The sequence below is a fragment of the Stenotrophomonas chelatiphaga genome, from assembly GCF_032054965.1.
Lineage (GTDB): Bacteria > Pseudomonadota > Gammaproteobacteria > Xanthomonadales > Xanthomonadaceae > Stenotrophomonas > Stenotrophomonas chelatiphaga.
Map to the genome: position 1 here is coordinate 311,525 of NZ_DAMBRS010000001.1, position 12,081 is coordinate 323,605.

Annotated in this window: 12 protein-coding genes; 6 read left to right on the top strand and 6 right to left on the bottom strand. The window is 68.3% G+C overall.

What is annotated here, in order from left to right:
* Positions 1-11: 11 nt before the first annotated feature.
* On the bottom strand, positions 12-1,217 hold the full coding sequence (gene hutI / locus RTX79_RS01585) for an imidazolonepropionase (protein ID WP_312681290.1): 1,206 nt from the start codon (positions 1,215-1,217) through the stop codon (positions 12-14).
* A gap of 67 nt (positions 1,218-1,284) precedes the next feature.
* Between hutI and RTX79_RS01590 the strand changes: the two genes are divergently transcribed.
* Both RTX79_RS01590 and hutC read left to right on the top strand, forming a co-directional pair.
* Positions 1,285-2,655 carry a formimidoylglutamate deiminase gene (locus RTX79_RS01590; protein ID WP_312681291.1) on the top strand — a complete coding sequence of 457 codons (1,371 nt, stop codon included), beginning with the start codon at positions 1,285-1,287 and terminating at the stop codon, positions 2,653-2,655.
* A gap of 24 nt (positions 2,656-2,679) precedes the next feature.
* Complete coding sequence (gene hutC, locus RTX79_RS01595; RefSeq protein WP_312681293.1) at positions 2,680-3,411, top strand: histidine utilization repressor; 732 nt, start codon at positions 2,680-2,682, stop codon at positions 3,409-3,411.
* Between the two features lie 63 nt (positions 3,412-3,474).
* Here the strand turns inward: hutC and RTX79_RS01600 are convergent, their stop codons facing one another.
* The 3 genes from RTX79_RS01600 to RTX79_RS01610 form a co-directional block, all read right to left on the bottom strand.
* The gene (locus RTX79_RS01600) at positions 3,475-4,470 is read right to left on the bottom strand and encodes a restriction endonuclease (protein ID WP_312681295.1); all 996 of its coding nucleotides are present in this window, start codon (positions 4,468-4,470) and stop codon (positions 3,475-3,477) included.
* A gap of 237 nt (positions 4,471-4,707) precedes the next feature.
* Complete coding sequence (locus RTX79_RS01605) at positions 4,708-5,208, bottom strand: phasin family protein (protein WP_057506771.1); 501 nt, start codon at positions 5,206-5,208, stop codon at positions 4,708-4,710.
* Between the two features lie 106 nt (positions 5,209-5,314).
* Positions 5,315-5,590 carry a polyhydroxyalkanoic acid system family protein gene (locus RTX79_RS01610; protein WP_312681299.1) on the bottom strand — a complete coding sequence of 92 codons (276 nt, stop codon included), beginning with the start codon at positions 5,588-5,590 and terminating at the stop codon, positions 5,315-5,317.
* Between the two features lie 114 nt (positions 5,591-5,704).
* On the opposite strand from RTX79_RS01610, the gene RTX79_RS01615 reads away from it, so the two are divergent.
* The 4 genes from RTX79_RS01615 (at position 5,705) to aroA (ending at position 10,393) form a co-directional block, all read left to right on the top strand.
* Positions 5,705-6,505, top strand: a complete 801-nt coding sequence (locus tag RTX79_RS01615) for an FHA domain-containing protein (RefSeq protein ID WP_312681301.1) — start codon at positions 5,705-5,707, stop codon at positions 6,503-6,505.
* 153 nt (positions 6,506-6,658) lie between these two features.
* Positions 6,659-7,744: a 3-phosphoserine/phosphohydroxythreonine transaminase gene (serC, locus tag RTX79_RS01620; RefSeq protein WP_312681303.1), complete on the top strand. Its 1,086-nt coding sequence runs from the start codon at positions 6,659-6,661 to the stop codon at positions 7,742-7,744.
* Between the two features lie 62 nt (positions 7,745-7,806).
* Entirely contained in the window at positions 7,807-9,003 is a 1,197-nt protein-coding gene (gene pheA / locus RTX79_RS01625; RefSeq protein WP_312681304.1) for a prephenate dehydratase, read from the top strand.
* Between the two features lie 79 nt (positions 9,004-9,082).
* Positions 9,083-10,393 (top strand): 3-phosphoshikimate 1-carboxyvinyltransferase, encoded by a 1,311-nt coding sequence (aroA, locus tag RTX79_RS01630; protein ID WP_312681306.1) that lies wholly within the window; start codon positions 9,083-9,085, stop codon positions 10,391-10,393.
* A 265-nt stretch (positions 10,394-10,658) separates the two neighbouring features.
* On the opposite strand, the gene RTX79_RS01635 is transcribed toward aroA, so the two are convergent.
* A complete protein-coding gene (locus RTX79_RS01635) occupies positions 10,659-11,228 on the bottom strand; it encodes an energy transducer TonB (RefSeq protein WP_312681307.1) in 570 nt (189 codons plus the stop codon).
* 143 nt (positions 11,229-11,371) lie between these two features.
* Entirely contained in the window at positions 11,372-12,016 is a 645-nt protein-coding gene (locus RTX79_RS01640; protein ID WP_312681308.1) for an energy transducer TonB, read from the bottom strand.
* Positions 12,017-12,081: the final 65 nt, after the last annotated feature.

Sequence of the window (12,081 nt, forward strand, 5' to 3'; positions counted from 1 at the left end):
AGCGTGCTCCATCAGATGGGATCAGGCTGCCCGCGCACCACGCGCGCGTGCAGCGGGTTGAAGCCGATGCGGTAGACCAGGTCGGCGGGGGCGTCGATGTCCCAGATCGCCAGGTCTGCGTCCATGCCCACCGCCAGCTGGCCGATGCGGTCGGCGCGGCCGAGCGCGCGCGCGGCGTTGCGGGTGAAGCCGGCGATGCATTCGTCCACGGTCAGCCGGAACAGCGTGGCGCCCATGTTCATCGCCAGCAGCGGGCTGGTCAGCGGGGAGGTACCGGGGTTGCTGTCGGTGGCCAGCGCCAGCGGCACGCCGGCCGCACGCAGCGCCTCGATCGGCGGCAGGGTGGTGTCACGGGTGAAGTAGAACGCGCCGGGCAGCAGCACGGCGACCGTGCCGGCGGCCGCCATCGCCGCGATGCCGGCCGCGTCCAGGTGCTCGATGTGGTCGGCCGAAAGCGCCCCGTGGCGCGCGGCCAGTTCGGCCCCGTGCTGGTTGCTGAGCTGTTCGGCATGGATCTTCACCGCCAGCCCGTGCGCGCGTGCCGCCTCGAAGACCTGCGCTGCCTGCGCGGTGGAAAACGCGATGTTCTCGCAGAAGATGTCCACCGCCTCGGCCAGCCCTTCGGCGGCGACGGCAGGGATCATCAGCTGGCAGACTTCATCGATGTACTCCTGCGCCTGCCGTCCCGGCGGCACCGCATGCGCGCCGAGGAAGGTCGGCACCACGTGCACGTTGCAGTCCACGCCAAGCTGGCGCGCGACCTGCAGCTGCTTGCGCTCATCGTCCAGGGTCAGCCCGTAACCGGATTTGATTTCCAGCGTGGTGATGCCTTCGGCGCGCATCGCCCGCAGGCGAGGGCGGCTCTGGCGTGCCAGCTCCTGGTGGCTGGCCGCGCGGGTGGCACGCACGGTGGACACGATGCCACCGCCGGCGCGGGCGATGTCGGCATAGCTGACGCCCTGCAGGCGCTGCTCGAATTCGTTGGCGCGGTTGCCGGCGTAGACCAGGTGGGTGTGGCAGTCGATCAACCCGGGCGAGATCCAGCGGCCTTCGCCGTCGATGCGCGTGGCCGGCTGCAGCTGCGCGCCACTGCCGGCCGCGCCGACATGCACGATGCGGCCGTCAAGGCTGGCCAGTTCGGCATCGGCGATCACGCCCAGGCCGTCGCCCTGCAGGGTCATCAGGTGTACGTTGGTCCAGAGGGTGTCGCAGTGCATGGGCTGGGCTACACGGCTGAGCTGATATGTCTATACAATATAGGCGTCCCTTTCCGGTTGTCCAGCCATGACGGATTCGTTGTCTCCCCCTGCCTTCCACGCCGCCCGCGCACTGCTGCCACAGTGCTGGGCGCGCGATGTCCGGTTGACCGTGGTCGATGGCTGCATCGGGGAGATCCACGTCGGCGTGCCGGCGCAGGCGGGCGATCAGCGCGTGCAGATCCTGGTGCCGGGCGTGCCCAACCTGCACAGCCACGCCTTCCAGCGCGGCATGGCCGGGCTGACCGAAATCGGGGGTGGCGATGGCGACAGTTTCTGGAGCTGGCGCGAGCTGATGTACCGCTTCCTGGCCCGGCTGGTGCCGGACGCGGTGGAGGCGATCGCCGCCCAGGCCTACATGGAAATGCTGGAGTCCGGCTTCACCCGCGTCGGTGAGTTCCACTACCTGCACCACGATGCCGATGGCCGGCCGTATGCCGACCGCGCCGAGATGTCCGCGCGCATCGCCGCCGCCGCCGCGCAGACCGGCATCGGCCTGACCCTGCTGCCGGTGTTCTACGCGCATGCCGACTTCGGCGGTGCCGCGCCCAATCCGGCCCAGCGCCGGTTGATCCACGACGTGGGCGGGTTCGCGCAGTTGCTGGCTGGCGCGCGCACGGCCCTGCGCGCGCTGCCCGATGCGGTGCTCGGCATCGCCCCTCACAGCCTGCGCGCCGTAACCGGCGAGGAGCTGTCTGCCCTGTTGCCGCTGAACGACGGGCCGGTGCACATCCATATTGCCGAACAGCTGCGCGAAGTGGACGCCTGCGTGGCCTGGAGCGGCCTGCGCCCGGTGCGCTGGCTGTATGAAAACGCGGCAGTGGACGCACGCTGGTGCCTGGTGCATGCCACCCATATCGATGACGACGAACGCGCGCGCATCGTTGCCAGCCATGCCGTGGCCGGCCTGTGCCCGATCACCGAAGCCAACCTCGGCGATGGCCTGTTCCCGATGCAGGCCTTCGCGCGCGAAGGCGGACGCTTCGGCATCGGGTCGGACTCCAACGTGCTGATCGATGCAGCCGAAGAGCTGCGCCTGCTGGAATATGGCCAGCGCCTCAGCCTGCGCGGGCGCAACGTCATTGCCCCGGATGCGCAGCGCAGCAGCGGCCGGTTCCTGTTCGATGGCGCGCAGCACGGCGGCGCGCAGGCGCTGGGCGTGCTGGCCGGATTGCAGCCCGGCGCCAGTGCCGACCTGCTGGAACTGGATGCCGCGCACCCGGCGATGATCGCCCGCGATGGCGATGCCTTGCTTGACAGCTGGGTGTTCGCCGCACGTAATGGCGCGCTGCGATCGGTCTGGCGGCGCGGTCGCCAGTGCGTGGCCGACGGCCGCCACCTGCAGCGCGACGCCATCACCGCCCGTTTTGCCCAGGCCCTGCGCGGCGTGCTGGGCTGATCCTCTTTCCGAATCGAGACCACAGTGAAGGCCAGCAAGTCCGCCACGCTCAACCAGCGCATCCGCAGCGAACTGGAAGGCCGCATCCTCAGTGGCGAATGGGCGCCGGGATTCCGCATCCCGTACGAACACGAGCTGATGGAGCAGTACGGCTGCTCGCGGATGACGGTGAACAAGGTGCTGACCGCACTGGCCGAAAGCGGGATGATCGAACGTCGGCGGCGTGCCGGTTCGTTCGTGGCGCGGCAGTCACCGCACCTGGAACAGGTGGCGCTGGCGATCCCGGATATCGCCATGCAGGTCACCGCGATGGGACACCAGTATGCGTACCGGCTGCTGCGCCGCCAGTTGCGCAGCGCCCGCGACGGCGATGACGGCGAACAGGAACTGGCCGGTGAGGCGAGCCTGCTGGCGATGGAGTGCCTGCACCTGGCCGATGACCGACCGTTGGCGCTGGAACACCGGCTGATCAGCCCGACCGGCGTGCCGGAGGTGCTGGAGGTGGATTTCGCGGTGACCGCACCGGGCAGCTGGCTGCTGCAGAACGTGTCGTGGACGCGGGCCCAGCACCGCATCAGTGCGTGGGGGGCCGATGCGGCCAGCGCCAGGCTGCTGGATGTCAAAGCGGGCACGGCGTGCCTGGTGATCGAGCGGCATACCTGGCGCGGGGATCAGGCGATCACGCGGGTACGGCAGATATTCCTGGGGGATGCGTGGGATCTGGTGGCGCGGTTCGCGCCTGGGAATAATCGTTGATTCGTTGTTGACGGCCAGCGGCCGTCACTACCGAAATTGTGGCCAGCGGCCGTCACTACCCGGTTACAGGGTGGTGCACTGGCGCCAGCGGACCGGCTCGTCCACGCCGGGTCGGGAATTGAGCTGGATGCGCACGTTGCTCAGTGCGGGGTAGCGGGTCACCTGGTCGCAGATCATCGGCCACACCTGGTCCAGTTCGCCGCTGCGGTTCACCACCAGCGTCTGCCGGGTCTGCCAGATGCCGCTGTGCACGCCGGGCAGCTTGCTCAGGGCGCGGGAGATTTCCTGCTGGTAGCGATCCAGCGTTTCGGTATCCGGGTTGAGGTCCGGGCCGGCCACCGGTGCCTGCGTGGCCGGCGGCGCCGGATCGACGGCGGCAGGTGCAGGTGCGGTATCGCCAGCGGCAGGCGCAGCAGCCGGGGCCTGGACGACGGCCGGGGCCTGCACCGGAGCCGGCGCGGCCACCTGCACGGTCTGGTAGCCCATGCCCACCAGCAGGCCCAGCGTGCTGGAGGCGAAGGCAGCAATCACGATGCGCCGGATCGCCTCGTGGCGGGCCGCATTCTTGACCCCCGATTCGATGTCACCGGGCAGGTAGGGCGACAGCAGCGGCCACAGCCGGCGGCCATCCAGCACTTCCACGGCCTGCTTTTCGGCAATGGCCTGGCCATCGCCATCCACCAGGCCTTCGGTGATCAGGATGCCGCCGTGGGCGCCGGCCAGCCGCGCCGCCGCGCCCAGTTCGTTGATCGCTGCGGTGCCGATGCGGTAGGCCAGCCCATGCTTGCAGGTCACCAGGAAGTGCCCGCTGGCATCGGCCATCAGGAAGTCGCTGCGCGGCTCGCGGGTGTCGTCCTCGTGGCGGCTCATTTCGGTCAGCCCGCGGCGCTCGTGCAGGGCGCGCTTGACCAGTTCGGAGAAATCGCGCCAGTGCATGCCCGCCAAGGCCTGCAGCCCCAGTTGCATTTCCTTGCGACGCCGTTTGACCAGCCACAAGAAACCGGTGGCGAGGACGAAACAGGTGACGGCCAACAGCAGGGCCAGTATCCAGGAGAACATGCAGGCAGCAACGCACAACGCAGGAAGGGGCGGACAGTGTACTGGGGCGCAGTGCTTATAGCGTCAGGGCAATCCCCACAAAGCGCGGCGCACGTCTCAAACGGCAGGCACGAAAAACCCGCCATTACCGAATCCGTGAGGGGAGGGACAAACGGGGTAATGACGGGTTGATTGAAGTGTCGCCCACCGCCTGTTGCGTTGCAACAAAGCGGCAGGCAACACAGCGTTCCGGCAGGATCAGCTACCGGTAGGCGACTGGTGGCTGCCCGGGGTCGGTTCACCACTGGCCGGGCTGGCCTGGCGGCTTTCCAAGCGGTTCAAGCGCGCGGTCAGCGAATCGATACGTGCGTTGAGCGCGGTCACGTCTTCGGCATTGGGGACGTGCAGGCGCTTGAGCACACCGTGCACGCGGTCCTCGAAGGCTTTTTCCACCTTGTCCCACGTGCCGGAGGCTTTCTCGCGCGCCTGGCCCAGCTGTTCTTCCACGTTGTCCCGCCAGCCCGGGCCGTCTTCGGTGGCTTTCTCGCGGCGGCGGTTCTCGAAGGCTTCGCCTTCCTTCACCAGGCCATCGAAGAAGCGGCTGCCTTCGGCCTGCGCGCGACCCAGCGCACCCAGGCCGGCCAGCCAGACCTGCTGCGCCGAATCACTGAGCTTGCGCGAAACGCGCTCTGCCTGGTCCTGGAAGGAGGCTTTGTCCTGTCCGTCGTTGCGGGGGTCGTGCTCGTCATACTGGTTCATGGGGTCTCCTGCATGGGCGGATGCAGGGACCAGACTAGCGCTGCAACTGCTGGGGCGGCGTGATGGCCGCCGGCAGCGTCGACCGGCAGTTCAGCCGGCGGTCGGATCAGCCCAGTTTTTCCTTCAGCACGCGCTGGATCTCGCTTTCCACCATGCCCTTCATCGCCGACAGCAGGAAGCCGAGCTTTGCGGTCACGCGCACCGCGCTGGGCTGCAGTTCGATGGCACCGTCCACGCCGCTGCCGGAGAAATCCAGCACGTCGCCGCGCCAGGTGGACTGCAGGCCGAAACGATCAGCCAGTTTGGCGGCCACTTCCTCGATCGCCTGGCGCGCGGCCGGTGCGGCCAGGGCGTGGGCGTGGACGATATCGATGCTGGACATGCGGATTCCTTTGCGGGGTGGGGCGGTGGCAGGGCGTGCATTGTGCGCATCAGCCGCGCAAACGCCAAGCGAGGGTTCTTCTGCGAATGCCAGCCAACTGCTAGTCTGCGCCGCATGCCTAAACTGCTCGTGCACTACAGCCAACCCTCGCAACCCGACCAGCCGCTGGTGCCGGGGGTGCAGAAGATCGTGCGCCAGGCCAACGGCAGCATCCGCCTGGTCGAAGCCAGCCAGGGCAGCCTGCTGTTGGCCCAGCTCAGCCTGGACCAGCGCGGCCTGTGGCTGCAGGTGGCCGCCGGCGTGCGCGGGGTGCATGTCAATGGACGCCCGGTAAAACGCATGGCGCTGCTGCGCGCCGGTGATGCGGTGTACGTGGAAGGCGTGGAACTGCTGATCCAGGGCGAAGTGGATACGCCGATGCTGCCGCCCTCGCCACAGGCAGCGGTACAGTCCGACGAACCGCGCCTGCTGCGCGGCGTGGGCGGGCCGCACCACGGCCGTGGCTACCCGCTGCACGGACCGTTGCTGGTGGGCCGCAGCAGCGAAGCGGACATCGAGATCGACGAGCCAGCGTTTGCCGACCAGCACGCGCGCATCGAAAGCCACGGCGAACGCATCCTGCTGCGCGACCTGGGCACCGGCGAAGGCAGCCGGGTCAACGGCGTGGCCGTGCGCCACTGCTGGCTGCAGGGCGGCGACCAGGTGGTGTTCGACGGCCAGCACCGCTTTGTGCTGGAACTGCCCGACGACCCGCGCCAGCGCCCGCTGCCGACGGAAGAGTTCGTCTTCAACGACGTGGACGAAGCGGCCGAACCGCAGGTCCCGCGCCGCGTGCGCCGCTGGCCGTGGCTGCTGGTCAGCGCCCTGCTGCTGGCCGGCGTGCTGAGCCTGCTGCTGTGGTTCGGCGCCCGCTGAGCCCGGCGACGACGACCGCGCGAACCGGTAGTGACGGCCGCTGGCCGTCATCGCCCGCCAATGGATACCAATGCAACCAAATTTCCCTTGAACGGCGCGGTCTAAAGCCTGATGCGCTGCGGCATACTAGGGGTCTTGCCCCACAGGTGTGACATGACCCGCGCGTACAACTTCAGTGCCGGCCCTGCAGCGTTGCCGGAAGTGGTCCTGCGCCAGGCGCAGGAAGAGATGCTGGACTGGCATGGCGCCGGTGCCTCCATCGTGGAAATGAGCCATCGCGGCCCGGAATTCATGGCCGTCGCGGCCGCCGCAGAAGCCGACCTGCGCCAGTTGCTCAGCGTGCCCGACGACTACGCGGTGCTGTTCCTGCCCGGTGGTGCCACCACCCAGCAGGCGCTGATCCCGATGAACTTCGCCAGCCCCGGCCAACGTGCCGACTACGTGCTCACCGGCCACTGGGGAAAGACCGCGGTCAAGCAGGCTTCGCCGTATGTCAGCGCGCACATCGCCGCCAGCAGCGAAGCCAATGCCTTCCGTGTCATTCCCGCGCGCGCCGACTGGCAGCTGTCGCCGGATGCCGCCTACGTGCACATCACCGCCAATGAAACCATCCATGGCGTGGAGTTCCGTGACATCCCCGATACCGGCGATGTCCCGCTGGTGGCCGATTTCAGTTCGTCCATCGCCAGCGAACCGCTGGACATCAGCCGTTTCGGCGTCATCTACGCCGGTGCGCAGAAGAACCTCGGCCCGGTCGGCATCGCCGTGGTGATCATCCGCCGCGACCTGCTCGAGCGCACCGGCCAACCGCGTGCGGACATCTTCACTTACGCCTCGCATGCCGCCCGCGACTCCATGCTCAACACCCCACCTACCTGGAACTGGTACCTGGCCGGGCTGGTGTTCAAGTGGATGCTGGCCGAAGGCGGGGTGGTCGAGTTCGCCCGCCGCAACGCCGCCAAGGCCGCGCTGGTGTACTCGGCGATCGACGCCTCCGGCGGCTTCTACCGCAACGAAGTGGCCGTGTCGGCGCGCTCGCGGATGAACATCCCGTTCTTCCTGCCCAGCACCGATCTGGACGCGCGCTTTGTCGCCGATGCCAAGGCCGCAGGCCTGCTCGCGCTGAAGGGCCACAAGGCGGTCGGTGGCATCCGGGCCTCGCTGTACAACGCCATCCCGGTGGCGGGTGCCGAGGCACTCGTTGCCTTCATGGCCGATTTCCAGCAGCGTCACGGTTGAGCCGCTTCACTGTGTCTACCCCCGGCGCGCGTTGACCGCGCGCCCTGTACCAAGGAACACCGATGGCACGCAAACCTGCCAAGCCGGCCAGCCCCAAGGCCCCCGCTGCAGCACCGAAGAAGGCCTCGCCGAAGGCCAAGGCCAGCAAGCCGGCCGACCGGGAAACCCCCGCCAGTGCACCGCCGGTATTGGCCGATGTGCGCGGCAAGATCGACCAGATCGACCGCGACATCCAGTCGCTGATCGCCGAGCGCGCCCGCTTCGCCCACCAGGTCGGCAAGGCCAAGGGCAAGCTGGCCGCCGCCGTGGATTACTACCGCCCCGAACGCGAAGCCCAGGTGCTGCGCATGGTGGTGGACCGCAACGAAGGCCCGCTCAGCGATGAACTGCTGGTGCATGTCTACCGCGAAATCATGTCCGCCTGCCTGGCCCAGCAGGAGCCGCTGAAGATCGGTTACCTCGGCCCGGAAGGCACCTTCAGCCAGCAGGCCGTGCTCAAGCACTTCGGCCGTTCGGCGCTGGGCCTGCCGATGGCCAGCATCGAAGAAGTGTTCCAGGAAGTGGAAGCGGGCAACGCCGATTTCGGCGTGGTGCCGGTGGAAAACTCGGGGCAGGGCACCATCCAGATCACCCTGGACATGTTCCTGACCTCCAACCTGAAGATCTGCGGCGAAGCAGAGCTGCGCGTGCAGCAGTTCATCATGTCGCGCAGTGGCCACCTGGAAGACATCGAGCGCATCTACGCGCATCCGCAGTCGTTCATGCAGACCTCGGCCTGGCTGCGCGCCAACCTGCCCAAGGCCGAGAAGATCCCGGTGTCCAGCAATGCCGAAGGCGCCCGGCGCGCCCGCAATGCTGACGACGCAGCGGCGATCGGCGGTGAGAACGCCGGCCACGTGTACAACCTGAAGAAGGTGGTCACCAAGCCGATCCAGAACGATGCCGACAACACCACCCGCTTCCTGGTGATCGGCCGCAGCCTGTTCCCCAGTTCCGGCCATGACCGCACCTCGGTGCTGGTGCTGATCCATGACAAGCCGGGCGCGCTGTTCGATGTGCTCAGCCCGTTCGCCCGCCATGGCATCAGCATGAACCGCATCGAATCGCGGCCCTCGCACCACGGCAAGTGGGAATACGGCTTCTTCATCGACCTGTCCGGCCACATCGACGATGCGCCGATGCAGGCCGCGCTGGCCGAACTGGAAGGGCATGCGGCCCAGATCAAGGTGCTCGGCTCCTATCCGGTGGCCGTGCCCTGAGTAAGTTCCGCGGGAGTGCCCACGCGCTCCCGCGCCCAGATCCCTCGCCGCACCGCGGCGCTGACGGAAGCAACAGACGATGAGCAACGCGCAACACTGGATCGCCCGCAAGGGCCAGCCCCTGCAGGGCAGCCTGGTCATTCCCGGCGACAAATCGGTTTCCCACCGCGCGGTGATGTTCGCCGCGCTGGCCGACGGCACCTCCACCATCGACGGCTTCCTGGAAGGCGAAGACACCCGCGCCACCGCGCGCATCTTCAGCCAGATGGGCGCGCGCATGGAAACCCCGTCGCCGTCGCGGCGCGTGGTGCACGGCGTGGGCATCGACGGCCTGCAGGCCCCGGATGGCGAACTGGACTGCGGCAACGCCGGTACCGGCATGCGCCTGATTGCCGGCGTGCTGGCCGGGCAGGCGTTCGACAGCGTGCTGGTCGGCGATGAGTCGCTGTCCCGCCGCCCGATGCGCCGGGTCACCGGGCCGCTGGCGCAGATGGGTGCGCGCATCGATACCCAGGACGACGGCACCCCGCCGCTGCACGTGCACGGTGGCCAGCCGCTGAAGGGCATCGATTTCGCCTCGCCGGTGGCCAGCGCGCAGGTCAAATCCGCAGTGCTGCTGGCCGGGCTGTACGCCGAAGGCGAGACCTCCGTGGTCGAACCGCACCCGACGCGTGACTACACCGAACGCATGCTCGCCGCCTTTGGCGTGGAGATCGCGTACTCGCCCGGCAAGGCCCGCCTGCGCGGCGGCCAGCGCCTGCGCGCCACCGATATCGTGGTGCCGGCAGACTTCTCCTCGGCCGCGTTCTTCCTGGTGGCGGCCAGCATCATTCCCGGTTCCGAACTGCGGCTGCAGCAGGTTGGCCTGAACCCGCGGCGCACCGGCCTGCTGCACGCCCTGCGGCTGATGGGCGCGGACATCACCGAAGAAAACCCGGCCGAGCAGGGCGGTGAGCCGGTGGCGGACCTGGTGGTGCGCTATGCCCCGTTGAAGGGCGCGCAGATTCCCGAAGCGCTGGTGCCGGACATGATCGACGAGTTCCCTGCGCTGTTCGTGGCGGCCACGGCGGCCGAAGGCCAGACCGTGGTAACCGGCGCGGCCGAACTGCGGGTCAAGGAATCCGACCGCCTGGCGGCGATGGCCACCGGCCTGCGCACGCTGGGCGTGCAGGTGGACGAAACCGAAGACGGCGCCACCATCCACGGCGGTGCCGTGCTGGGCAGCGGCACGATCGAAAGCCACGGCGATCACCGCATCGCCATGGCCTTCGCCATTGCCGGCCAGCTGACCGACGGCGAAGTGCGGATCAACGACGTGGCCAACGTCGCCACCTCGTTCCCCGGCTTCGACAGCCTCGCCGGCGGCGCCGGCTTCGGCCTGACCGCCTGAGCCCCGGTAGTGACGGTCGCTGGCCGTCATGCTCTTGCCCCGGTAGTGACGGCCGCTGGCCGTCATGCTCCTGCCCTGGTAGTGACGGCCGCTGGCCGTCATGCTCCTGCCGTGGTGGGTGACGACCGTTGGTCGTCACGCTGTTGCTCCATTACCGCTGCGCTCGCCGAGCACGGCTCGGCGCTACCAGGCGTCGCCTCGCCTCACGCACAGAAAAATGCCGGCCCAATCAGGCCGGCATCTTCATCTCACACCCTAACCGCACTCAACGCTCGGTACGGAAATCCACCGGCACGTTGACCACGCTGGCAATCGCACGGCCGTTCTGCATGGCCGGCTCGAACTTCCAGTTACGCACCGTAGTCAGCACCGCACGGTCCAGCTCGCGGTCGCGCTGACCAGTGCGCGAGACGATGCTCGCCTCGGTCACGCTGCCACTCGGGGCCACCTTCAGGCTGGCCACCACGCTGCCCTGCACGCCATTGCGCAGCGCGCTCGGCGGATACGACGGCTTGGTATTGCTGGTCAGCGGACGCGCCTCGCGGTTACGCACCGCCGGGGTCGCACGCTGCTGGGGCGGGGCCGGGGTGGCACGCGGCGCAGTGGCCGGCGCATTGGCGACCTGCGTGCCGGTAGCCGGCAGCATCCGCTCACCGATCGGCGCCGGCGCCACTTCGGTGTTGGACGTCCGCAGCCATAACAGCGCAGCGGCGAACATCGCCACGATCAGCGCTATCCAAAGCAAAGGGGACGGGCGGCGGCGTTCGTGGACAAGATCAGCATCGGCCTGGTGATGCGGCGAGGCCGGCATTTCCGGAGCATGGGTCGCACTCATGTTGGATCTCCTGCACTGTCGTTTCCGACGACGCCCAAAGTCTTGCCGCTAACGCATGGCGCGGGTGTAACCATCGCGTCAACGCGGTGCATGGAGTTCAGGTTCGGGTGCAGGGACCGTTCAGTGATGCAGAACGCGCGTGATCAACGGCCAGGGGTGAAGTCAAACGGCACTTCAATGGTGCCCGGAACGGCTTGGCCATTGCTCATCGCCGGGGTGAACTTCCAGCGGCGAACGGCTTCGGTGGCCGCACGGTCCAGGTCGCGCGAGCCACTGCGCTGTACCAGCGCCACCCCATACGGGCGGCCGGTGGCATCGACTTCCACGCGCAGCACCACCGAACCGGACTCGCCACGGCGCAGCGCGGCCGGCGGATAGGTCGGCGGCGGTGACTGGCCGGCGATCGGCATCGGGCGGTCATTGGCCACCGGACCAGCGGTGGTCGGCGCGGTACCGGGGGCCGGCACGCCTTCGACCATCGGCGCAGGCGCCGGCGTGGTTTCCACCAGGGTCGGGGTTTCTTCCGGCGGCGGGGCAGGGCGCGCGTCGGGCATGTCGCTGGAACCGGCTGCGGCGGCCAGCGGCTCGGGCAGCGGCTCGATCTCGGCCACTTCCTGCGGCGCCTTGGCGGCCGGGTCGGCCTGGAAGAAGCCCTTGTCGCGGGTGCTCAACCACACCACCACGAACAACAACAGCCCCACCGCGAACGCGATGCCGGCGATCTTCAACGCATTGCGGGGAATCTGCAGGGTGATGGACTTGCCGGACGAGGTGCGGGTAGCAGGCATGACGCAAACCAATACGGGACCGGGCGATTCTGGCACAGCCGCGATGAACCGTCCGGCAGAAATCC